Here is a 23,701-nt window from a genome sequence, read left to right on the forward strand (position 1 = left end):
CGATTTTTGTTGGACTTCTGCTGCACATTCGTTTCGCTGTTTACAGATTAGATTGGGAGACCCCCGCAATCCAATCGAGTTTTACTTCTCCCAACCGATGTCCTGGACTGCGACGGAAGCAAAGCCCATCGCGCCGTAGTTGGCCAGGCCTGGCTTCACCGCGACAATGTCCGGACCGTTGGCGAAAGGCAGGATACCGTACTGTCCGAAGGCTTCCTTTTCCAGTTCGTTGGCTTTCTTGATCTGCTCATCCTTGCTGCCAATCTTCTGCAGCTCGCGGATCTTGGCGTCAAACTCCTTGGTGCCGGTGCCGGAGCGGTTGAGCTGCGAGTTAGACAGGTAGGTCTGTCCGAAGTACGCCACGCCGAATGGGTCGGAAGAGTTGAAGCCCATGGGGAAGATGTCGAAGTCACGGTTGGTGATGACCTTAGAGAAGTCCGCGGATGGGCGCTCTTCAACCTTAACGTCGATTCCAATGTCCTTGAGCATCTTCTGGGTGGCAGAAGCAGAGGCCTTCACCATGGGGCTATCACCGGTAATCACATAGCGTAGGGACAGTGGCTTGCCATCCTTTTCGCGGATCCCGTTGGAGCCTTCCTTCCAACCTGCTTCGTCAAGTAGCTTCTTAGCTGCTTCGTTGTCGTGCTTGACTACAGATCCGAAGTTGTCTTCGTAACCATCTTGCGTGCCAAATAGCGCGAAGGATCCAGGCAGGGGCTCGCTGTAGTCCAAGCCGTTGAAGCGAATGCTGGCCAGCTGGGAACGATCAATACCGGTCATGATGGCTTCGCGGACCTTGATGTCCTGCAAGATTGGGGATTTTGCATTCAGAGTTACCAGGAAGTTGGATGGTCGCTGCGCGGTGCGGATTTCCGCCTTGTCACCCATTTGTTTCACCGCTGCGTAGCGGTCCTTTGCCCCAACTGCTGTGGCATCAATTTCTCCAGCCTTGAACGCGTTCAGACTTGCTTGGTCCTCCATTTGGCGGATGGTAACTTTTTCCAGTTTGGCGGGTTCTCCCCACCACTTTTCATTCCGAACGAAAGTGACTTCGCCACGCTGGAAGTTGGAACTTGCGGCTTTGAATGGACCCGCGCCCCACTCTGGGTGCAGCTTCTTCAGGTAGTCCTTGTTGAACTGATCAGCGGTTTTAACCTGTGGTGGAAGCAGGTAGTTGAAGAGGCCACCCCACCATGGGTAAGCCTGCTTGAACGTGACCACGGCCTCGTGCTCATCTTTGCCTTGCTTGACGGACTCAATGAGCTCATAACCGTCAGTGGACGACGGCACGTAGGCTTCATCTTCACCGTTGTTGGTCTTCCACGTGTGCTCGAAAGTCTTCCAATCGATGGGGGTGCCGTCGTTGTACTTGGCGGCATCATTGATGGTGTAGGTGATGACGGTCTTGCCGTCCTTATCCTCTTCTTTGACGTCCGTGAGGTAGTCCTTGTTGGGCATGACATCGCCCTTTTCACTGAACAGGATCACCTGCGGGTTGTACATCTTCCACACATTATTGGTGTAGAGAGTACCGTCACCGTGGAATGGGTTCTGTTGCTCGGATATTTCAGAGATGGGCAGTACTAGTTCGCCACCGTCTTTGATCTCATCGCGGCTCTTGGCGTTGTAGGCGGCGGGGGCTACGGATTCGTTAGTAGAGCCTTCGCCTTTTTTGCTGCCTTTTTCACCGTCACCGCCTCCGCAGGCCGCCAGCGTCAATGACGCAACTGCCACTGCGGCGATCGCTCCGCGGCGGGTGTATAAACCCTTACTGCCTCGCGTAGTTTTGATGTTCATGCTGTCGCTCCTCTTGTGAAATGTAAGGGATGGAGTGTGCCCTAGACGTCAGGGGTTTGTTGCTTTGCTTATCGATTACGCAGCGCGTGGCTTAGCGTGGTCGAGTTGCGAAGAACAAAGGGGGTGGCGGTTCTCCGCCGAATCGGTTTTTTCGCATCATGCCTTTTCTCTTTCTGCCCGAGGGTCGGGCACCGGAATAGCTTTGAGCAGCTTCTGTGTGTATTCGTGCTGAGGGTTGGAGAAGATTTCTTCAGCATCGCCTTGTTCGACGAATTCGCCCTTGTACATCACGGCCACGCGGTCGGACAGGTGGCGGATAACGGATAGATCGTGGGCGACGAATAGGTAGGAGAGGCCCAGCTTGCGTTTCAAATCATCAAGCAGGTTGATCACACCGGCCTGGATGGACACATCCAATGCAGAGACCGGCTCATCCAAGACAATGAGTTTCGGGTTTGTTGCTAGGGCTCGCGCTAGGCCGATGCGCTGACGTTGGCCTCCCGAGAACGCACCAGGGAAGCGGTCCACGTGGATGGCGTCGAGACCGACAAGCCCCATCAATTCCTCCACGCGGGAGTCAATATCCCCCTGATAGCCCAGCGAACGTAGGGGCTCGGAAATCACTTCGCGCACCGTCATGCGGGGGTTGAGGGAACTCATCGGGTCTTGGAAAACGATTTGGATATCCTTGCGTGCTTCCAAGCGCTGCTTGTTGGTCATAGTCGCGGTATTCACACCACACAGCTCAATCGTTGCTCCATCGGCAGGGTTCAATTCCATGACCTCTAGCAGCGTGGTGGTTTTGCCCGATCCGGATTCACCCACGATGGCCATACACTCACCAGCTCGGATATCGAACGAGACCGACTTGACGGCGTGTACCGTACCGACACGGCGCTTCACCAATGCGCCCTTAGTTAAGGGGAAATCCTTAACTAGGTTTTCCACGCGCAGGACCTCTTCGCGTTCTTCCCGCGCAATGCCGGCGAATTTATCCTCGGCAAGCTGAGGCTGCGGGTACATTTCTTGCCCGTCGATTTGTGAACCATTGATTTCAGCGGCTCGAATGCAGGCCACAGAATGGGAGGGCTCGTCCGTTAACGGCACAAACGGTGGTTCCTCGGCGGTACACGCTTCGATTTTCACCGGGCAGCGGGGAGCGAAGGGGCATCCCGGTGGCAGGTCCACCACCACCGGTGGCGAACCTTGAATGGGTGTGAGCGGACCGGGGTTGGGCTTGTCCACTCGTGGAGTAGATCCCAGCAGTCCCACGGTGTAAGGCATCTTGGGGTCTTCGAAAGTGTTGAATACATCGGTCTTTTCCACCGGCCGTCCGGCGTACATGACCAGGACCTCGTCCGCCATTCCGGCCACTACACCCATGTCGTGCGTGATCATGATGGAAGCCGCGCCAGTTTCGCGTTGCGCGACTCGAATCACATCGAGGATCTGTGCCTGGATCGTGACATCCAGAGCGGTGGTCGGCTCGTCGCAGATGAGCACCTTCGGCTTGTTGGCGATAGCCATGGCAATGACTGCACGTTGCCGCATGCCGCCGGAAAACTGGTGGGGGAATGCCCGAACCCGCTTGTCCGGTTCGGGAATCCCCACCAAGTCCAGCAATTCAACGGCTTGCTGCCAAGCTTGCTTATTGGATACGTCTTGGTGGCACTGAATTGCTTCGACTAGCTGAGCGCCGATACTGAAAACGGGCGTGAGAGCCGACAGCGGATCCTGGAAGATCATTCCGATTCCCGCGCCCCGAATCTCGGTCATCTGTTTATCGGTGAGACCGATGAGTTCCCTGTCGTTGAATCGTGCGGAGCCCTCCACCTTGGCGTAATCAGGCAACAGCCCCATGATGGCCAGGGAGGTCACCGACTTGCCCGAGCCCGATTCACCGACGATACCTAAGGTCCGCCCGGGGTGTAGATCGAAATCCACTCCGCGCACCGCGCGTACCAGACCCGATTCCGAAGGGAAGGTGACGTTGAGGTCTCGGACCGAGAGGATTGGAGAAGGGTTGTTATTCGTCATGCTCGGCCTCCAGCGTTGGAGTTCGGATCAAGGGCATCGCGCAGACCATCGGCGATGAATGCCATGGACACGGTCAAAAGGGTCAAAACGGCAGCGGGGTAGTAGAACTGCCAGGGGCTGGATTCCAAGGAGGCTGCACCGTTTTGCAGCAGCGTTCCCAAAGAAACGTCCGGGAGTTTCACGCCGAGCCCCAGGAAAGATAGTGCCGTTTCCGAAACCACGGTGGCGACAACCCCCAGGGCGAATTGGATGATGAGGAGGGACCCGATGTTGGGGATGATGTGCCGCAAAATCGTCTTGGGCTTGGATACGCCCATGTACCGGGCCGCTTTCACGTAGTCGTTTTCACGTACGGACAGCGCCAGCGACCAGATCACGCGGGCCGGATACATCCAGCCGAACCCAATCAACACCAGGATGAGGACTTTCCAGTCGCCACCGGAATCGCTTGTAATCAAGGCGATCAGCAGGAACGAAGGGATCGCCAGGAGGAAGTGAATGACCGCGAGGACGATCTTTTCCAAAGGACCGCCGTACAGGGCTGCACCGGCTCCAATGATCGCGGATAAAATGCTGGTAGCTAGCGATACGGCAACGGCGATAGTCAGTGAGCGACCTAACCCATGGACGGTTTGCGCGAATAGGTCGTGGCCGGCGTCGGTAGTGCCAAAAAGGTGTTCAGAATCCGGCTTGGTTGCCAAGTTGAGGAAGTCGGGATCATCGAATTTCCACTCCGTGAACATGCCACCGAACAGCGAGAAAAAGATGAGGCCTACGAAGATCAACAGCCCGACAACTGCCAGCTTATTGCGTACGAATCGCTTGGCGTACAGTTTTAGTTTGCCGTTGTTGGTTTTCTTTCCTGCTTTCTTATCGACGCCCCTCGCCAACTCGTCTTCGCTGTGAATAGGGCGCTTAAGGTCTGCTTGGTTGGGATTGGTCATGCTAGCTCACCCTTACGCGAGGATCGAGGGCCACGACGACGAGATCGGCCAAGATGGCGGAGACAGCAACCATGAGTGCGCCGAATGCCGCAACGGCCACCACTCCGTGGATGTCGTTCTTGGAAATTGTTTCGATGAAGTATTGACCCATGCCACGCCAAGCGAAAATGCGCTCAGTCATCACGGCGCCGGTGAAGATTCCTGGTACGGAAAAGGCAACGGATGTGGCTACGGGAATAATGGACGTGCGCAGCGCGTGTTTCCGAATGGCTTGCCCGCGGGTCAGCCCCTTGGCCCGTGCGGTACGAACGTAATCCGCGTTGAGATTGTCGAGCAGCAGGGAACGCTGCATCATGTGGTAGCCGGCGTAGCTGATGATGATCAGTGAGATGGTGGGTAGCGCAAGGTGCTGCAAGGTATCCACTAATTTCGGGAAAAATCCCTCGATATTGGGGTTGGCGGCACCGGTGACGTAGAAAATGCGCTTTCCCGATGCCTCATTGATCTTGAGGGCGATAGCGACCACAGCAATGGAGGCAACCACCACGTGGGTGTTCATGGTGATGATCGATATTCCCTGCCATGCGCGGTCGCCGAACTTGTACTGCCGTGATGCGGTATACACACCTACAGCCACGCCGAGCACGACGGAAATGATCGTGGCCAGGAGCAATAACTGGGCTGATACCCAAATGCGATAACTAATCTCCCCGTTCACGGGCACACCGATGGGCGAGTTGCCCCAGTCCCAGTGGAACAGAATTCCCGATAGCCACGTCCACCATCTTTCTAGTAGAGGTGTTTCGGGGGATAGGTTTTGCGCTTCTAGAAGTCGGTTGACTTCCTCGGGTTGCAAGGGAGGGCGCCGCCCTACGTAGTTGGATCGGGGGTCAAGGAAGAGTGAGGCTAGGAAATAGGTGAGATTGGTGGCGAGAAAAATCACCACAAGCCAAGTTATTACTTTCTTGGCTAGGTACTTGATCATCAGCGACGACTTTTCTACTGGGGTACAGAGTTTCGTTGCAGCCTCGCCCTTGTGGGCGAGTTGCCTAGCGACGTGGTTCGGTCCGGAGGCGGAGTTGGACTTGCCGGGTTATCCAGCGGGGCCAGGTTGGCTTCGAGAAGGAGCCGGTCGCGGTATGGCAATAGTTACCAGTAGGTAAACATCAGCCGAGGGGAATTGAAGAAAAAAGACTGAGAAAAAGATTGGCGAAAGCATTCACTGCCGCAAAAGTGCAGTTCGCTCACGGGTTCGGCCGAACGGAAACAGCGGGCTGGTCGCCGCGACATGACTAGCTCTGATGCGCCGCACCAATGGGAAGGAGCCAAGTGGCCATAAATCTATGCGCATCGCAGGCGGGGTTGGCAGGCAGAGGTGTGGTGGGTGTGTGGTGGTGGGTTGGTTTGTTGGTGAGGATTCCTTGGGGTTGTGTGGGGTTGGTGTTGGTTGGTGTGTGGTGGTGGGTTGGTGTTGTGTGTTGTGGTGTTTTGGTGGTGTGAGCTGGGGATTTGTGGTTGGTGTGTGGGGTGTGTAGATTTATGCAAGTCAGCGCGACGGGCTGCCCCGTGTTTGTAAGGCTTTTTTGCTTGCCGATGGTGGTGAGTGTGGCTGGGGTGTGTGTTGTGTTGGTTGTTAGGTAAGTAGCACGTTGGGTCCTGCGGCAGTGTGGGGCGGTGTTCACCCGGATTTTGTTTTTTGTTTGGGTCTAGGTTACACTGTGATTCCGTTGCAGCATGATCGCCTCAGTTTGTTGGGGTGTGGTTGTTGTGTGCGAATGTTGTTTGAGAACTCAATAGCGTGATGAACCGAAACAGTGATTGTTGTTGTTTTTGACGTGATACACGGTGACGAAACGATGCATGGTTAGACTGTCCGGATGATGCTGCCTGCGTGCCCTTTGTGTGGTGCGTGGATCATACTGTGTGTGTGGTGATGGTGTGTGGTTGTGTGTGTTATCAGCATGTGGTCGCATTTCTGTTGTGGTGTTGTTTGTGGTGGTGTTTGTGTTTGTCTGATGGTCATGCCGGTCGTGTGGTAACTCGCACGGTGATGCCTGCCTATTGTTGGTGGGGTTGGTTTGAATTGTAATCATCATGTGTGCACGTTGTGTCGTGTGTGTGTGGTGTAGGACGTGTTTTGTTTTTGTGGTCATGGATGAGTCGATGATTGTTGTTTCAATTGTTTTTGTGTGTCGGTGAGGTCACCCCCGTGACTGTTTGAGCTGATGCATTTGATTTATTTTTTGATCAGTAGTTCTTATTTTTTTGGCCATGGTTTGTGGCTCTCTTTTTTGTTGAGTCTGTTGACTGGCTTTTATGGAGAGTTTGATCCTGGCTCAGGATGAACGCTGGCGGCGTGCTTAACACATGCAAGTCGAACGGAAAGGCCCTGCTTGCAGGGTACTCGAGTGGCGAACGGGTGAGTAACACGTGGGTGATCTGCCTCGTACTTCGGGATAAGCCTGGGAAACTGGGTCTAATACCGGATAGGACCGGCCTTTAGTGTGGTTGGTGGAAAGTTTTGTCGGTACGAGATGAGCCCGCGGCCTATCAGCTTGTTGGTGGGGTAATGGCCTACCAAGGCGACGACGGGTAGCCGGCCTGAGAGGGTGTACGGCCACATTGGGACTGAGACACGGCCCAGACTCCTACGGGAGGCAGCAGTGGGGAATATTGCACAATGGGCGGAAGCCTGATGCAGCGACGCCGCGTGAGGGATGACGGCCTTCGGGTTGTAAACCTCTTTCGCTAGGGAAGAAGCCACGTGTGGTGACGGTACCTGGATAAGAAGCACCGGCTAACTACGTGCCAGCAGCCGCGGTAATACGTAGGGTGCAAGCGTTGTCCGGAATTACTGGGCGTAAAGAGCTCGTAGGTGGTTTGTCGCGTCGTTAGTGAAAGCCCGGGGCTTAACTCCGGGTCTGCTGGCGATACGGGCATAACTTGAGTGCTGTAGGGGAGACTGGAATTCCTGGTGTAGCGGTGGAATGCGCAGATATCAGGAGGAACACCGATGGCGAAGGCAGGTCTCTGGGCAGTAACTGACGCTGAGGAGCGAAAGCATGGGTAGCGAACAGGATTAGATACCCTGGTAGTCCATGCCGTAAACGGTGGGCGCTAGGTGTGGGGGTTTTTCACGACTTCCGTGCCGTAGCTAACGCATTAAGCGCCCCGCCTGGGGAGTACGGCCGCAAGGCTAAAACTCAAAGGAATTGACGGGGGCCCGCACAAGCGGCGGAGCATGTGGATTAATTCGATGCAACGCGAAGAACCTTACCTGGGCTTGACATATACGGGATCGGCGTAGAGATACGTTTTCCCTTGTGGCTCGTATACAGGTGGTGCATGGTTGTCGTCAGCTCGTGTCGTGAGATGTTGGGTTAAGTCCCGCAACGAGCGCAACCCTTGTCTTGTGTTGCCAGCACGTTATGGTGGGGACTCGCGAGAGACTGCCGGGGTTAACTCGGAGGAAGGTGGGGATGACGTCAAATCATCATGCCCCTTATGTCCAGGGCTTCACACATGCTACAATGGTCGGTACAGTGGGTTGCGATACCGTGAGGTGGAGCTAATCCCTTAAAGCCGGTCTCAGTTCGGATTGGAGTCTGCAACTCGACTCCATGAAGTCGGAGTCGCTAGTAATCGCAGATCAGCAACGCTGCGGTGAATACGTTCCCGGGCCTTGTACACACCGCCCGTCACGTCATGAAAGTTGGTAACACCCGAAGCCAGTGGCCTAAACTTGTTAGGGAGCTGTCGAAGGTGGGATCGGCGATTGGGACGAAGTCGTAACAAGGTAGCCGTACCGGAAGGTGCGGCTGGATCACCTCCTTTCTAAGGAGTTTTTATTTTGTGTTTTTGTGTTCCGGGTGAACATGATTGTTGGATACATCCTGCGTGTTGTTGTGGGGTGTGCATCACGGTCATCGCATGGTTGTGTGGTGGTTGATGAGTTTGATGTGTGTTGGTGTTGTTGTGTTGTGTTGGGGATAGCAGCGGTGTGCGTGCCTTTTTGTGGGTGCGTGTGTTTCGGTTTGTCATGTCTGTTGGGTGTCTGGGACAGCATTGTTGTGTGTGATGCATGAGAGTGTGTTCCTTGTTGTGGGAAGCGTGTGCTGTGTGTGCTGCCTGGTGGTGGTGCGTGTGGTGTGTGTTTTCGTGGTGTTTGAGAACTGTATAGTGGACGCGAGTATCTTCTTTATTTTTTTGTGATTGTAAGTGTATCTATCTGCCATTGTTTGTGGTGTTGTGTTTGTTGTTAAGGGCACACGGTGGATGCCTTGGCACAGTAAGCCGATGAAGGACGTGTAAGGCCGCGATAGGCCTCGGGGAGTTGCCAATAGAGCGTTGATCCGAGGGTGTCCGAATGGGGAAACCTGGCTGCAGTGATGTGTAGTCGCCCGCTGGTGAATTCAATAGCTGGTGTGGAGGGAACGCGGGGAAGTGAAACATCTCAGTACCCGTAGGAGAAGAAAATAATAATGATTCTGCTAGTAGCGGCGAGCGAACGTGGATTAATGGCTAAACCATATGCGTGTGATACCTGGCAGGGGTTGCGTGTGTGGGGTTGTGGGGCCTTGTTGTGCGGTGCTGCCATGGCCGTGCATCAGTCATGTGTGTTAGCGGAAGTGGTTTGGAATGGCCTGCCGTAGACGGTGAGAGTCCGGTACGTGAAAGCATGTGTGGTTGGTGTTGATGAGTGTCCCCGAGTAGCAGCGGGCTCGTGGAATCTGCTGTGAATCTGCCGGGACCACCCGGTAAGCCTGAATACTTGTATTGTGACCGATAGCGGATTAGTACCGTGAGGGAATGGTGAAAAGTACCCCGGGAGGGGAGTGAAATAGTACCTGAAACCGTGTGCTTACAATCCGTCAGAGCCTCTTTTTGTGGGGTGATGGCGTGCCTTTTGAAGAATGAGCCTGCGAGTCAGCGGCATGTCGCGAGGTTAACCCGTGTTGTGGGGTAGTCGTAGCGAAAGCGAATCCTAATAGGGTGTTGAGTGGCATGTCCTGGACCCGAAGCGGGGTGATCTACCCATGGCCAGTGTGAAGCAGCTGTAAGAGGTTGTGGAGGCGCGAACCCACTTAGGTTGAAAACTGAGGGGATGAGCTGTGGGTAGGGGTGAAAGGCTAATCAAACTCCGTGATAGCTGGTTCTCCCCGAAATGCATTTAGGTGCAGCGTCGTGTGTTTCTTCCTGGAGGTAGAGCTACTGGTTGGTTTAGCGGGACTATCATCTTAGCGACATCAGCCAAACTCCGAATGCCGGTGAAGTGAGAGCGCGGCAGTGAGACTGCGGGGGATAAGCTTCGTAGTCGAGAGGGAAACAGCCCAGATCGCCGGCTAAGGCCCCGAAGAGTGTACTAAGTGGAAAAGGATGTGGGATCGCGAAGACAGCCAGGAGGTTGGCTTAGAAGCAGCCATCCTTGAAAGAGTGCGTAATAGCTCACTGGTCGAGTGGTTCTGCGCCGACAATGTAGTGGGGCTCAAGTACACCGCCGAAGCCGCGGAACTCAACTGTTGTTGGGTTGGTAGGGGAGCGTCGTGTGGCCGGTGAAGGTGCGGGGTGACCCAGTGCTGGAGGCTATGCGAGTGAGAATGCAGGCATGAGTAGCGAATGATGCGTGAGAAACGTATCCGCCGGATGACTAAGGGTTCCTGGGTCAAGCTAATCTTCCCAGGGTGAGTCGGGACCTAAGGCGAGGCCGACAGGCGTAGTCGATGGACAACGGGTTGATATTCCCGTACCCGTGTATGTGCGCCCAATGGTGAATCAGTGATACTAACCACCCAAATCCATGCGTGTAGCACTTTGTGTTGTGTGTGTGGGGCTGCGTGGGACCTGAGCTGGTAGTAGCCAAGCGATGGGGTGACGCAGGAAGGTAGCCAAGCCACTTATTGGATTGTGGTGTAAGCGTGTGGCCCGCGCCCAGTGGTAAATCCCGGGGCGTGTATGGGTGAGGCGTGATGCGTACCCGTTGTGGGGATGTTGGTGATCCTATGCTGTCGAGAAAAGCCTCTAGTGAGTGCATACATGGCCCGTACCCATAACCGACACAGGTGGTCAGGTAGAGAATACTAAGGCGATCGGGTGAACTGTGGTTAAGGAACTCGGCAAATTGCCCCCGTAACTTCGGGAGAAGGGGGACCACTGCTGGTGACAGACTGGTTTTGAGCTGGTGGTGGTCGCAGAGAATAGAGGGAAGCGACTGTTTACTAAAAACACAGGTCCGTGCGAAGACGGTGAAGTCGATGTATACGGACTGACGCCTGCCCGGTGCTGGAAGGTTAAGAGGACCTGTTAGACCCCCTTTGGGGGTCGAAGCGGAGAATTTAAGCCCCAGTAAACGGCGGTGGTAACTATAACCATCCTAAGGTAGCGAAATTCCTTGTCGGGTAAGTTCCGACCTGCACGAATGGCGTAACGACTTCCCTGCTGTCTCAACCACAGGCCCGGCGAAATTGCAGTACGAGTAAAGATGCTCGTTACGCGCGGCAGGACGAAAAGACCCCGGGACCTTCACTATAGCTTGGTATTGGTGTTCGGTTCGGTTTGTGTAGGATAGGTGGGAGACTGTGAAGCGGCCACGCCAGTGGTTGTGGAGTCGTTGTTGAAATACCACTCTGATCGTATTGGATATCTGAACCTCGGCCCGTGATCCGGGTTAGGGACAGTGCCTGGTGGGTAGTTTAACTGGGGCGGTTGCCTCCCAAAGAGTAACGGAGGCGCCCAAAGGTTCCCTCAGCCTGGTTGGCAATCAGGTGTTGAGTGTAAGTGCACAAGGGAGCTTGACTGTGAGACTGACAGGTCGAGCAGGTACGAAAGTAGGGACTAGTGATCCGGCACCGGCTTGTGGAAGCGGTGTCGCTCAACGGATAAAAGGTACCCCGGGGATAACAGGCTGATCTTCCCCAAGAGTCCATATCGACGGGATGGTTTGGCACCTCGATGTCGGCTCGTCGCATCCTGGGGCTGGAGTAGGTCCCAAGGGTTGGGCTGTTCGCCCATTAAAGCGGCACGCGAGCTGGGTTTAGAACGTCGTGAGACAGTTCGGTCTCTATCCGCCGTGCGCGTTGAAACTTGAGAAAGGCTGTCCCTAGTACGAGAGGACCGGGACGGACATACCTCTGGTGCGCCAGTTGTCACGCCCGTGGCATGGCTGGTTGGCTACGTATGGAAGGGATAACCGCTGAAAGCATCTAAGCGGGAAGCCTGTTTCAAGATGAGGTTTCGTTTGAGGTTCCCTAGAGACTATGGGGTTGATAGGCCGGATCTGGAAGCGTAGTAATACGTGGAGGTGACCGGTACTAATTGACCGAGACTAAACATGATAACCCGTGACTGGCTAGAGCAGTGGCATACCATGTGGTGGTGTGTTGGTGTGTGGTTGGTGATGATGGTTGGTGTGGTACACGCACAGTCCATGCCGTGTGGTGTGGTTGTGAGTCGCATAAAAATTGCGTGGCACTAGTTTTTTGTGTTGTAGAGGATCTATCGTGTGTAGCTGCCTGTTGTGGGTGGGCTCGCGTCTGTTATGCAGTGTCTGGGACACTACGGCATACCAGCACCCTGTTTGTGGGTGGTTGGGTGTGTTGTTTGTTTCCTGTTGTTGGTTTGTCGGTGGTTTTTGCGATGGGGTCACGCCCGGTCCCTTTCCGAACCCGGAAGCTAAGCCTATCCGCGCCGATGGTACTGCACTCGGGAGGGTGTGGGAGAGTAGGTCGCCGCCGGCATTTATACTGTTTTTGTGTGTGTGATGGTGTGGGGTGTGTTGTCAGCAACGTGGTGTTGTTGGTGGCATGCCCCGCACCATCACACACTTTTTTTATGCCCATGTGTGGTGGGGTGGGTGGTGTAGATCGTTGTCGGTGCCACACCACCACACACTTTTTTTATGCCCGCGTACCCAGCGGGCCGGCTAAGCAGGAGCCTTCGCCAAGCGACGACTGTTTTCCATCTACAATGGGAAGTATTGTACGTGGCGATCTCCTGCCAGTTTTTGAATGTATTGAAAGGCTCTTAATCCTATGTCTGAACACTCCGACGGTTCCCGTCGCCAAGGCGGCGGCGGCCGTGGCCCACGTGGCGGTTCCAACCGGGGCTTTGGGTCCCGCGGGCGCGATGGGCGCCGCGGTGACAACCGGGACCGGGGATTCCGAAACCGGGATGAGAACCGGGAAGGGGGGCGCGGGGGGCGTCGGAATGAAGAGGGCGGCGGCAACCGCGAACAACGCCGAGGTAACCGCGGGGGCTTCAAGTCCAACCGCGGTGGCCAGCAACAGCGTGAGCGCCACCACCACGCCGGACCTCAGCGCAGTGGATACCGTGAGGAGCGGATAAACAAGCGTATTAGCGAGCCATCCGTGCCTAACGACATTGACCCGAAGGATCTGGACCCTTCGGTGCGCCAAGAATTGCGCAGCTTGTCCAAGGACAATGCCGATATGGTCGCAAAACACCTGATTATGACCGCACTGCTGCTGGATGAAAAGCCAAAGGAAGCTCTCGCGCACGCTCGGGCCGCGAAGGACCGTGCTGGTCGTGTGGCCGTAGCCCGCGAGACCTGTGGCATCGCCGCTTACCATGCAGGAGAGTGGAAAGAAGCTATCGCAGAACTTCGTGCTGCTCGCCGAATGTCGGGTGGCCCCGGCATGCTAGCGGTATTGGCAGATGCGGAGCGCGGCTTGGGGCGCCCCGATAAGGCACTCGAGGTTGCTAACGAGTTTGACCCTTCTGAGCTGGATGCCGAATCCCAGGTGGAATTGGCCATCGTTGTCGCCGGTGCGCACTCCGATATGGGCCAGTACGAGGATGCGGTGTTGGCGCTAGAGAGCCAGCTGGATAACAGCAGCGCCCCACAGATCACGCAGATGCGCCTGTTTTATGCCTACGCCGATGCTTTGGTGGAGCTCAACCGCCTGGACGAAGCCCACGATTGGTTCTCGAAGGCTGGCCAGCTGGACGAGGAGAAGTTCTTGGACATCGAGGATCGTTTAGAGGAGATCTCCCGTCGTCGCAGCCAAGACGATACCGAGTAGACCGCTATGCACCCAATTCTGCGCGAGTACCAGGGCCTAATGGTCGATCTAGACGGCACAGTTTTTGAAGGCAACCGCCCGGTTGACGGTGCCAAGGAGGGCTTAGCGGATCACCAAGTCGCATACATCACCAATAACGCATCCCGCTCTCCACAACAAGTGGCTGAGCACCTCACGGAATTGGGTTTTCCCACTTCACCAAACCAGGTGATGACCTCCGCGATGGCCGCTTGTCTTATGGCCCGGTCGGTTCTTGACAACAGCGATGGCGTGCCACCCAAAGTCTTCGTGATCGGTGCGGACTCCTTCAAACAGCTGGCTCGGGAGGCTGGCCTCGTCGTCGTGGACTCCGCAGACGATAACCCAGCCGTGGTGTTGCACGGCCACAGCCCCGACAATAACTGGGCCCGCCTATCCGAAGGTGCACTGGCGATCCAGCGGGGTGCTCGGTACATCGCGTCCAACCTGGACTCCACCCTCCCCACCGAGCGGGGCTTTATGGTGGGGAATGGCTCTATGGTTGCGGCTGTCACCAATGCCACGGGGGTGGTACCCGACGCCCCTGGCAAACCCCAGCCCACCATGTTCGAGGCTTGCATGCCCCAGTTTGAAGGTCGTGATGTGTTGGTGATCGGTGACAGACTCAATACCGATATCGCCGGCGGCAACAACGCAGGATTGCCTACGTTATGTACCGTCACCGGTGTTTCGACCCACCGAGATGTTCTGGCGGCTGCCCCCGGGGAGCGCCCGACGTATATTGCTGCGAACATGCGTGATCACCTGCCTGGATGGTCTGCCACCCTGCGGGAATCCGGCGGGGCCGAGATTCTCGTCACTGCCGGTGAAGAAGGACCTACCAACGTCATGGCCGCGGAGGCACTGGCTGCTGTGGCCCCGATCGTGTGGCAACAGGTTGATGCGGGTGTGTCTGTGGAGGCTATTACTATCAACGGGGATGGCGCGAGTGCGCAGGCTGCTATCGACGCATGGCGCTAAGCAATGTCAGCGCCAGCCACTAACGTGACTTGAAAGGACAAATCCCGTGGACCACATGAACGCTAGCCCCCAGGCCCCATCACCGGCGGCGGTGGCGGAGCAAGCGGGGCGTCGACGAGAGGAAGAAAACAAAACCCCAGAACAAAAAGCCAGCGAGCTAGCAAGAACGGTTGATGAGCTATTGGCTAAAAACGTTGACGGCAGCGACGAAGCCGCCGTGCTGGAAGAAGCACACCGGGTCGTGAACCACGCTTTGGGCAGCAACTAGCCGGGCGCGCAAGAGGGACGAGTAGAACACACAAGCACATGGGGAAAAAGGGATCCAAACTACAGCGGTTGGACGCCGAGCTGGTGAAACGGAAAATTGCGCGCAGCCGGGAGCACGCCCAAGAGATGATCAAGGCTGGGCGAGTGTCCGTTAACGGAATGAAGGCCACGAAGCCAGCGACCGGTGTGACTGGTGAGGTGTCGATCAAGGTGGCGGAATCCGAAGACGATCGCTGGGCCAGTCGCGGCGCGCACAAGTTGTTGGGCGCCTTGGGTGCATTCGAACCTCGCGGATTGGCCGTGGAGGGGAAGTTCGTGCTGGACGCGGGGGCCTCCACGGGCGGTTTCACGGACGTGTGCCTAGACCGAGGGGCAGCCAAAGTAGCTGCGGTGGATGTGGGCTACGGCCAGCTCATTTGGCGCTTGCAGGACGACAGCCGCGTGGATGTCCACGACCGCACCAACGTGCGAACCCTCACGCCGGACATTCTGGGTGGGCATGCCGATGTGATGGTTGGGGATCTGTCTTTCATCTCCATAACCCTGGTTTTACCGGCCATTGCTGCGTGCATGCGCGATGGGGCGGACTTGCTGCCCATGGTAAAACCCCAATTTGAGGTGGGTAAGGATCGCCTGGGCCACGGGGGTGTAGTTCGCAGCCCCGAGCTGCGGGAAGAAGTCACGCTAACTGTGGCGCGGGAGGCAATGAAGTATGGTTTATCTACGAAGGGTGCGGTTGCTTCTCCGCTTCCTGGACCGAGCGGGAACGTGGAATACTTCCTCTGGCTGGTCAAGGATGGCGGGGCCAGCGCGCCGACCGATGAAGAGCTCGTCACCATGGTGCGCCAAGCAGTGAAGGAGGGTCCGCAATGACCGAAAAGCCACAACGCGAGGTACTCCTCGTCGCACACACTGGTGTACACGAAAACCTGGGGTTAGCAGCTGAGGCGGCATCGCGTCTGCAGGAGGGGGGTATTGATGTCCGCGTGATGGCCACGGCTGATCCGGCGCCTGTCGCGCGCCACGAGATCCTGGGTCGTTTCAAGCGCTACGGCCACACTACGGAAGCCGCGACCGGTGTGGAAATGGTGTTGGTGCTAGGTGGCGACGGTACGTTCTTGCGCGCAGCTGATATTGCTCACGCGGCCGATGTGCCGGTGCTGGGTATCAATATGGGGCACATTGGTTTCTTGGCGGAGTGGGAGCAGGAATCCCTGCAGGAGGCCATCGAGCGGGTGATCGCTAAGGATTACCGCGTGGAAGATCGCATGACCTTATCGATTACAGCCCGCGATATGGATGGCCGCGTGCTGGGCACGGGGTGGGCGCTCAACGAATGTTCGGTGGAAAACCTCAACCGCCAAGGTGTGTTGGATACCATTTTGGAAGTCGATGAACGCCCCGTGTCTTCTTTCGGCTGCGATGGCGTTCTTGTGTCGACGCCCACCGGTTCCACCGCCTACGCCTTCAGTGCGGGCGGGCCTGTGCTGTGGCCGGAGTTGGATGCGATCCTTGTGGTGACGTCCAATGCGCATACTTTGTTTAGCCGGCCACTGGTGGTATCACCGAATTCTATGGTTGCGGTGGAAACTAACCCCAGCACGTCGCCTGCGACCGTGGTCATGGATGGTTTCCGTCAGATCCACATGCCCCCGGGCGCGCGGGTGGAGATCCGCCGTGGGCCGCAGCCCGTGCGTTGGGTTCGTTTGGACTCGGCACCTTTTACCGATCGCTTGGTGCACAAATTCCGACTGCCCGTGACGGGCTGGAGGGGCCCCCGCCACTAAATGCTGTCTGAGATTCACATTCGCAACCTCGGTGTGATCGCCGAGGCCGAAGCCGAGTTTTCTGATGGGTTAACCGTCGTGACGGGTGAAACCGGCGCCGGGAAGACCATGGTAGTGACCAGCCTGCGGTTGCTTTCGGGCCATCGCGCGGATGCCTCCCGGGTGCGTGCGGGCGCGGATAAAGCCAGTGTGGAGGGCATTTTCGCCACAGACTCCGCCGAGGTGGCTGCGATGGTAGAGGACATCGGTGGTTACGTGGATGGGAGCGAGGTTATTGCTTCGCGTACCGTGACCGCGGCCGGCAGGTCTCGGGCACATTTGGCGGGCAAGACGGTGGCCGCGGGCGTGTTGGGGGAATTCGCTGGGCACGTTATTACGATTCATGGCCAGAACGACCAGTTGAGGTTGCTGGATAGCGTTCGCCAGTTGCACGCGCTGGATGAGTTTGCCGGGGTGGAGGAGCTCGTGGCGTCGTATAAAGAAAAGCGCAAGGACTGGAAACAAAAAGCAGCCGACCTGAAGCGACGACTGGAGGCCAAGAGGGAATTGGCGCTCGAGGCGGAGACGCTGCAGCGGGCCGTGGAGACGATTGACGAGATCGATCCGCAACCCGGTGAGGATGAGGAGCTTAAGGCGTCCATTCAGCGCTTACAGGACGCCGATGATGTGCGAATGGCGTTGCAGCAGGCCCTGGGGGCTATTGATGGTGATGAGGACGACCCGGAAAACGCGGGTGCGAGCGATCTGCTGGGGCAGGCCACGAGCGCTCTGACGAACGGGTCGGCGGGGAATGACCAGCAGTTAGCGGTGCTGGCTGATCGGTTGCAGGAGATCCTAGCCCAGTTGAGCGATGTGGCCATGGAGCTGGGCCAAGCGATGCTGGACGTGCCGGATCCGGATTCGCTGGAACAGTTGTTGGAGCGTCAGCAGCAGTTGCGGGAGCTGCGGAAGTTTGCCGTGGATGTGGACGGTGCGATTGCGTGGCGCGATGAGGCGCGGGCGAAGTTGGAGACCATCGACGTGTCCGGGGCGGCGATCGAGGAGCTGACAGCGAAGGTCGAGGCAGCGCGGGCTGCGATGATGACGGTGGGTGAGAAGCTGTCTAAGACTCGGGCGAAGGCCGCGACGCAGTTCGGTGAGGCTGTGACGAAGGAGATTCGCGGGCTGCACATGTCGGCTAAGGTGCGCGTGGATATCACCAAGGGGGAGCCGAACGCGCACGGGTTGGACGAGGTGGAGTTCCGTCTGGTTCAGGGCGGGCATGATACGGCGCTGGCGGCTTCGGCTTCCGGTGGCGAGCTTTCGCGTGTGATGTTGGCGTTGGAGGTCATTTTGGCGGGCAAGGGCCGCACAATGGTCTTTGACGAGGTTGATGCCGGAGTGGGTGGCAAGGCCGCTGTGGAGATTGGGCGGAGGCTGGCCAGGCTAGCTGTGGACAACCAGGTCATCGTGGTTACCCACTTGCCGCAGGTTGCTGCTTTTGCCGACGCCCACGTGTATGTCTCCAAGGCCGCCAGCGAGGACTCGGTATCGTCTTCGGTTCGGACTCTGTCCGCGGAGGAGCGAACGGAAGAGCTGTCGCGCATGTTGGCGGGCCTAGAAAGCGAAACGGGCCGGGCCCATGCAGAAGAGCTGCTGTCTATGGCGCGTGAAGCTAAGGCCGAGCTTTAAACTTTTTGAAAAAATTTTCGCTGAGTTAGCTCTACTTACATTAATGTGTTTTTGCACTTAAGACTGCAGATGTGGAGCAGGGGCTTGCTATCCAGGGGTTTTGTGGCTTCAGTTCTGCGAAAAAATGCACTGATGGCGTAAAGCAAGCTGTGTATAGTTTGGCAATGTAAAGCAGGCGATAGTCGCTAGGGGCAGGAGCAAGCTTTGCCAGGTGTTCGGGTAGTCCAGGAAGTTCGTGTTGGTGGGACTGACTGGAGTTACGGGGACGAGTGCCTGCCAGTGCAGTTTTACTGCTGTGGTTAAGTTGCGGGATTGAGCTTGGCCAGCGGTGGGGAGCTGGAGCTGGGAATGAAACCACCAAGTAAGAGGATGCTTCATGCGGAAATATTTTGGGGGCGCTGCAGCGGCTTGCGTTGCCACAATCGCGGTTGTTGCGTTGAGTGGCTGCAGTGTGTCTCTTGAGGACGCGATGTCGGGCGCGGAGACGACCATGGGGGATCGTTTCGGGGAATCGACTCGTGCACGCGAGGGGCAGGCGCATGATCCGAAAGGGGAAAGTGGTAGCTCTGGGGCTGGCACTGGACGCGGAACTGGAGGCGCAGATGATTCCTCATCTGGGCGGCCAGGAGCACAGGAGAAGGGGAGCCCCGCCGGCGAGGGGGCTCGGCCGGCGGGGCATGAGGGGCTGTGGTTCGACTCCGAACCTGCGGACCCCTGGGACAGATACGTTTGGAAATCGCAGAAATACATCGGCAAAGGGGGTGATATTCCGAAGCTGGGCCCGGGCACAGCGGACAAAGCATTTTGGGGGTTGCCGGACCTGTGTTCCCGGCAGATGCAGCTACGAATGAAGGACGTGGGGTTTGTGTTTGCTGAGGTCGGCGCCAACGACTCAGGGTTGCGCGATTGCTACTACCGCGAACATGGAAAAAGCGATTCTTTACTGAACGGCGGATTCGTCTTACTTACGTTCACTACAGAGTTTCACCGCTTTCAAAAGCTTGAAGGGTGGCCGATTGTGAACCCCGGTAGTTCCTTTTCTCCGGTTCATAGAAAAAACCAACTCCCTGAATTTCAATGCGGGGCACAAATGATGATGAATCGAATATCTGTTTCCGCGACTTTTTACGTTGATATGTTGCAAAGGACGGATTTTGAAGACAACTGCCATAAGTCCGTTTCGTTAGCAGAAGTGGTATCCAATATAATAAGTTAATTTATGAATAAATTCCTATTAAGGGGGAATAGTATGTTATCTTTCGATGTCCGTGGCCTATCCAATGTGAATAGAGCACTTGAGAATGCTCTTTTGCAGCTCCTGAAGCTGCGACAAGCTGCCGGGGGTACTGCGCCATTCACCACCGTCCCATCAATAAACACGGCCTTCGCGCAGCACCAATCCATCTGGGCTGGCCAATCAGGGTCTGGGGTGGATACCATTGAAAACATTCGCGAACGCATCCAATGGGTTCACCACTTATTCGCCGCCCATATTTCGGGGTTCGAACTCCAAGAAGAATTATCCAAAGCCTCTCTAGATAGCGTCCATTCTCACGTCACACGCAATGCCTCCGAGCATCAGTTGCAATTACCCAGCAACGCGGAACGTCAAATAGACAACCTCATTTACAACGTTCCCATCGCAGCAGGCGAAGCCACAACACCCTTGGCCGCACTCATCGCGGCCTTTCAAGGCGACGATTCCGTTCCGCTCCTCGCTGCGAAGCGTTGGAGTGACGCAGGCCGCCAACTCGGCACCGCCATGGCCAGCCTTAACAACGCGTCCAACATGATCGCCGCCAGTGCACAGGGGACCTCCTTCGACGCCGCCCGCGCTGCCATCGGCGACCTCGTCAAACTCGGCACCGTGGTCAGCGCCAACACCATGACAATGGCCGCTTCCGTGGGGCAATTCCCCACCATCCGCGCCACCAACCTCGCCGCTCTGCACTCAATCCAGGCCAGCACCGCGCTGATCACCTCACCCGCTGAGCGCCTCGCCGCCGAGCAAGCCGCGGTGGCATCGTTCGTGTCATCGCACTTGCAACCCTCGCTTGAGTTAGTCAAGCCACCCGTATCCAATCTGGGTGTGCCCATCACAATCCGCTCTGGCGGCGGCACATTGAGTGCCGGTGCATTCGGCGACTCTTCCGCACCCGCCGTCATCAACACCATCAACGGGACGACCGAATCTGCTGCACCAACCGCCACCGGCACCATGGCTCACCATGCCTCCCATGCTGCGGCCCAGGCCGGTCACGGGTCACCGTCGCAGGTTGTCGCCACCCCGGCTAGCGCTGCTACTTCCCCTGTCTCGACGCCACCCAGCCCTCCCCATCTCACACCCGCAACAGGTGCACCTGTCGCAGCGCACGCGCCGTCCGCCGGGTCTCCGCTGCACCTCGTGTCACCCGCGCCGACGGCCAATGCTCAGGTCGCGTCCGTCCGGCCTGCAACGGCTGGCCCTGCGCCTGCGCCCGAATCCGCGCAGCCCGTTTCTCGGACTGTATCGAACGTCACCCCGCTTTCCGCTCCGCGCGCGACACCACCAGCGGGCGGAGCTACGGGGATCGTCCGGGGTGTGTCTGGGCCGTCTCCGCTGGGATCCTCCGGTGCGATTGCAGCGGGAGGTACCAATCCAACCGCGGGACGCGCCGCCGGTTCCCCTCGCGTGCCCCGTTTACCATATGCTGCCCAGACCGTCGGCCAGTCCAACGTGGTGCGCGGCGCGTTCGGCGCAGCCCCGGTTGGCTCGGGCACACAATCATCGGCGGGCGCGCGGGGAGCGATGGGCGTCGGCGGTAGAGGCACAGCAACCAAAGCCAGCGCCAAGGTATTCAACTTCAGCAAGTCCGACCGCGAGTATTTCGCTCGGCAGTTCATGGGACGGCAGCAGAAGCGGAGGACCGTGCGGAAGGTGATTACTGGGAAATAGCCGCGCAACCCGGCGCGCCTACAACAACATCAGTCACAGCGGCACCACAATAGGCGCCATGACTCGATCCCGCTCCGACCAGCCCGGCCTCATCGGTGCCACCCGCGACCTCACTGGCCCCAAGGGGATTCACAAGAACCTCACCAAGGGGAAGTTGGGCGCTGGTGACATCGCCGTCATCAATCAACCTGATATCAACCGCTCGATGGCGCAGCGCTTCATCGATGCCCAGGTAGGTGCAGTTGTGAACGTCGCGCCCTTCACCACCGGTCGCGTACCGAACTTCGGTCCGCAGATGATGCTGGATTCCGGGATTATCCTGGTGGAAAATGCCGATGACGAAGTGGCTCGCAAGATCAAAAACGGCAAGAAAGCGCGCCTCGATGAAGGCAAGGTTTTCTACGGTGACCGGTCCATCGGCGGTGGTGATGAGCTGGACCTCGATACCGCAATGGAGCGTTTCGACGAGGCCCGCGATTCCCTGGGCGATCACATGGAGGCCCTTAGTGGCAACACGGCGGAGTTTGTGCGGAGTGAGTCCCCGCTGCTCATCGACGGGTTGGGCATTCCGGAAGTCGATGTGGACATGGACGACCGCAAGGTGCTGGTGGTCAGCCCAGATCCGCGGCTACACGAGAAGTTGAAGGATCTGCGCTACTTTATCCGCGAGTATGACCCGATCATCATCGGGGTTGGGGCTGCGGCCGACGAACTACTGGCCGAGGGGCACAAGCCGCGGATCATCCTCGGCGACCCCGAGACCATTGCGACGAACACCCTGCGTTCCGGCGCGTTGGTGGTCCTGCCCGCTGGTCCGGACGGGCACGCACCCGGTTTGGAGCGTATTCAGGACCTCGGCGTGGGCGCGATGACATTCCCCGCTGCGACGAGCAACCCCACTCACTTGGCGCTGCTGCTGGCGGAGTACCATGGCGCGTCCATGGTCGTTCACCTCGGTGAGAACCTCAATCTGGATACCCTGTTCTCCCAAGCTCACGATCCCGAGACCCCTTCTGCGATGCTCACCCACTTGAAGGTCGGCTCCCGACTTGTCGATTCCACCGCCGTCGCCGAGCTGTACCGGGTGTCCAAGTCCGGCAGCGGCTGGCTGTGGGCGATCTTGGGCGTGTTGCTGGCTATCGTGGTCATTATCGCGATAGCCGGATTTAGCGGGGATCAGGGATTCGTGGATAATCTCATCGATACCTGGAACGGCATTGCATTGAGCTTCCAGGACCTCTTCAAGAATTAGGGAGGATCCTTCCATTGAGTAAATCCCGAGTGATCGCGGGTCTGGGCCTTGGATTGGCTGCGGGCACCGCTTTAGGTTTCTACGCGCTTGCGCCGAATGTCCCGGGTGGCCCCAGCAGCACGGGTTCTGCCACCCACCGTGAGCTGGAGGAGCAGACCAGCGCCCGCGAGATTGCCGAAGGCAAGAACAAGGCCAGTGATGCCGTTCTTGAGGATGTGGCAAGCTCTGCTGTTCGCGGCAAGCTTGATGGTAAGGCTGTGGTTCTTATCTATACCGACGACGCCCCGCGCTCCGATGTGGAAGCCACCCGCCGGCTCCTGCGGCAAGCGGGCGCGAAGCTAACGGGCAGTGTGGCTCTAACAGATAAAGCCGTGCAGTCAAACAGTGGCGACGACATCAAGTCGATTGCCGCGAACTCGCTGCCAGCAGGGGCCAAGTTGTCCGAGAAGAACCTGACCCCAGGCATGCACGCCGGCCAGCTGCTGGGCGCAGCGTTGAAGTCTGGAAGCAAGGCCGCGAGCGAGACGGACCGTGGCGTGGTGTTTGGCAGTCTGAAGAAAGCCGACTACATCAAGTATGACGGTGAGGCTCCGAAGGCTGCGGAGGCTGCCGTGATCATCACGGGTAACCGGGCGGACGATGCCGATAACGGGAATTACGCAACGAATTTTTTCGCCGATTTCAGTGCGGGTGTGGATCAAGCGATGAAGAACGTGGTTTTGGCCGGCCAGCCGCAGAGCGCGGAAAAGAACGGTGCCATCGGCATCGTTCGTGGCAAGGCTGAGTACGCAGATGCGTTCAGCACGGTGGACAACGTCGACAGTGTGGCAGGGCGGATCACGGTGGTGCAGGGGCTTGCCCGCGAGGTCAAGGGGCGCTCAGGGCACTTCGGTGCTGCGGAGAATGCTGCTGCTGCCAGCGCTAATGACGGATAATTACAACCATGTGTTAGGCTGAAGTCCCGTAGGTAAGCA

The 23,701-nt window shown here is 57.4% G+C and carries 13 protein-coding genes and 3 rRNA genes; 12 read left to right on the plus strand and 4 right to left on the minus strand.

What is annotated here, in order from left to right:
* Window positions 1–81 precede the first annotated feature (81 nt).
* From CAURIC_RS04625 to CAURIC_RS04640, 4 genes are all read right to left on the minus strand, one after another.
* The gene (locus CAURIC_RS04625) at window positions 82–1,797 is read right to left on the minus strand and encodes an ABC transporter family substrate-binding protein (RefSeq protein WP_052095004.1); all 1,716 of its coding nucleotides are present in this window, start codon (window positions 1,795–1,797) and stop codon (window positions 82–84) included.
* Between the two features lie 156 nt (window positions 1,798–1,953).
* The gene (locus CAURIC_RS04630) at window positions 1,954–3,834 is read right to left on the minus strand and encodes a dipeptide ABC transporter ATP-binding protein (RefSeq protein WP_035114239.1); all 1,881 of its coding nucleotides are present in this window, start codon (window positions 3,832–3,834) and stop codon (window positions 1,954–1,956) included.
* The gene (locus CAURIC_RS04635; protein WP_035114241.1) at window positions 3,831–4,778 is read right to left on the minus strand and encodes an ABC transporter permease; all 948 of its coding nucleotides are present in this window, start codon (window positions 4,776–4,778) and stop codon (window positions 3,831–3,833) included. Before CAURIC_RS04635 ends, CAURIC_RS04630 begins: the two co-directional genes overlap by 4 nt.
* 1 nt (window position 4,779) lies before the next feature.
* Window positions 4,780–5,763 carry an ABC transporter permease gene (locus CAURIC_RS04640; RefSeq protein WP_282941072.1) on the minus strand — a complete coding sequence of 328 codons (984 nt, stop codon included), beginning with the start codon at window positions 5,761–5,763 and terminating at the stop codon, window positions 4,780–4,782.
* 1,328 nt (window positions 5,764–7,091) lie between these two features.
* On the opposite strand from CAURIC_RS04640, the gene CAURIC_RS04645 reads away from it, so the two are divergent.
* From CAURIC_RS04645 to CAURIC_RS04700, 12 genes are all read left to right on the plus strand, one after another.
* Window positions 7,092–8,612, plus strand: a 16S ribosomal RNA gene (locus CAURIC_RS04645).
* Between the two features lie 414 nt (window positions 8,613–9,026).
* Window positions 9,027–12,109: ribosomal RNA gene (locus CAURIC_RS04650) — 23S ribosomal RNA — on the plus strand.
* Between the two features lie 285 nt (window positions 12,110–12,394).
* Window positions 12,395–12,511 (plus strand): 5S ribosomal RNA (rrf, locus tag CAURIC_RS04655).
* The 16S, 23S and 5S rRNA genes sit together here, the layout of an rRNA operon.
* A 294-nt stretch (window positions 12,512–12,805) precedes the next feature.
* Window positions 12,806–13,816, plus strand: coding sequence for a tetratricopeptide repeat protein (locus tag CAURIC_RS04660; protein WP_035115074.1), 1,011 nt, complete (start codon window positions 12,806–12,808; stop codon window positions 13,814–13,816).
* A 6-nt stretch (window positions 13,817–13,822) separates the two neighbouring features.
* The gene (locus tag CAURIC_RS04665) at window positions 13,823–14,815 is read left to right on the plus strand and encodes an HAD-IA family hydrolase (protein ID WP_290183389.1); all 993 of its coding nucleotides are present in this window, start codon (window positions 13,823–13,825) and stop codon (window positions 14,813–14,815) included.
* A gap of 55 nt (window positions 14,816–14,870) precedes the next feature.
* Window positions 14,871–15,083 carry a hypothetical protein gene (locus CAURIC_RS04670; protein WP_156963500.1) on the plus strand — a complete coding sequence of 71 codons (213 nt, stop codon included), beginning with the start codon at window positions 14,871–14,873 and terminating at the stop codon, window positions 15,081–15,083.
* A 38-nt stretch (window positions 15,084–15,121) separates the two neighbouring features.
* Complete coding sequence (locus CAURIC_RS04675) at window positions 15,122–15,955, plus strand: TlyA family RNA methyltransferase (RefSeq protein ID WP_070433566.1); 834 nt, start codon at window positions 15,122–15,124, stop codon at window positions 15,953–15,955.
* Entirely contained in the window at window positions 15,952–16,869 is a 918-nt protein-coding gene (locus CAURIC_RS04680; protein WP_035115069.1) for an NAD kinase, read from the plus strand. The genes CAURIC_RS04675 and CAURIC_RS04680 overlap by 4 nt, the downstream gene beginning before the upstream one ends.
* Window positions 16,870–18,540 carry a DNA repair protein RecN gene (gene recN, locus CAURIC_RS04685; RefSeq protein WP_035115067.1) on the plus strand — a complete coding sequence of 557 codons (1,671 nt, stop codon included), beginning with the start codon at window positions 16,870–16,872 and terminating at the stop codon, window positions 18,538–18,540.
* Between the two features lie 1,249 nt (window positions 18,541–19,789).
* Window positions 19,790–21,475, plus strand: coding sequence for a hypothetical protein (locus CAURIC_RS04690; protein ID WP_290183390.1), 1,686 nt, complete (start codon window positions 19,790–19,792; stop codon window positions 21,473–21,475).
* A gap of 58 nt (window positions 21,476–21,533) precedes the next feature.
* Window positions 21,534–22,727, plus strand: coding sequence for a putative cytokinetic ring protein SteA (steA, locus tag CAURIC_RS04695; RefSeq protein WP_035115061.1), 1,194 nt, complete (start codon window positions 21,534–21,536; stop codon window positions 22,725–22,727).
* Between the two features lie 14 nt (window positions 22,728–22,741).
* Window positions 22,742–23,662 carry a copper transporter gene (locus tag CAURIC_RS04700; RefSeq protein ID WP_035115059.1) on the plus strand — a complete coding sequence of 307 codons (921 nt, stop codon included), beginning with the start codon at window positions 22,742–22,744 and terminating at the stop codon, window positions 23,660–23,662.
* Window positions 23,663–23,701 lie beyond the last annotated feature (39 nt).

Source organism: Corynebacterium auriscanis, assembly GCF_030408435.1.
GTDB lineage: Bacteria > Actinomycetota > Actinomycetes > Mycobacteriales > Mycobacteriaceae > Corynebacterium > Corynebacterium auriscanis.

Coding starts and splice junctions, on each gene's coding strand:
- CAURIC_RS04625 (WP_052095004.1), bottom strand. CDS start 1,797: ATGAACATCAAAACTACGCGAGGCAGTAAGGGTTTATACACCCGCCGC.
- CAURIC_RS04630 (WP_035114239.1), bottom strand. CDS start 3,834: ATGACGAATAACAACCCTTCTCCAATCCTCTCGGTCCGAGACCTCAAC.
- CAURIC_RS04635 (WP_035114241.1), bottom strand. CDS start 4,778: ATGACCAATCCCAACCAAGCAGACCTTAAGCGCCCTATTCACAGCGAA.
- CAURIC_RS04640 (WP_282941072.1), bottom strand. CDS start 5,763: ATGATCAAGTACCTAGCCAAGAAAGTAATAACTTGGCTTGTGGTGATT.
- CAURIC_RS04660 (WP_035115074.1), top strand. CDS start 12,806: ATGTCTGAACACTCCGACGGTTCCCGTCGCCAAGGCGGCGGCGGCCGT.
- CAURIC_RS04665 (WP_290183389.1), top strand. CDS start 13,823: ATGCACCCAATTCTGCGCGAGTACCAGGGCCTAATGGTCGATCTAGAC.
- CAURIC_RS04670 (WP_156963500.1), top strand. CDS start 14,871: ATGAACGCTAGCCCCCAGGCCCCATCACCGGCGGCGGTGGCGGAGCAA.
- CAURIC_RS04675 (WP_070433566.1), top strand. CDS start 15,122: ATGGGGAAAAAGGGATCCAAACTACAGCGGTTGGACGCCGAGCTGGTG.
- CAURIC_RS04680 (WP_035115069.1), top strand. CDS start 15,952: ATGACCGAAAAGCCACAACGCGAGGTACTCCTCGTCGCACACACTGGT.
- recN (WP_035115067.1), top strand. CDS start 16,870: ATGCTGTCTGAGATTCACATTCGCAACCTCGGTGTGATCGCCGAGGCC.
- CAURIC_RS04690 (WP_290183390.1), top strand. CDS start 19,790: ATGTTATCTTTCGATGTCCGTGGCCTATCCAATGTGAATAGAGCACTT.
- steA (WP_035115061.1), top strand. CDS start 21,534: ATGACTCGATCCCGCTCCGACCAGCCCGGCCTCATCGGTGCCACCCGC.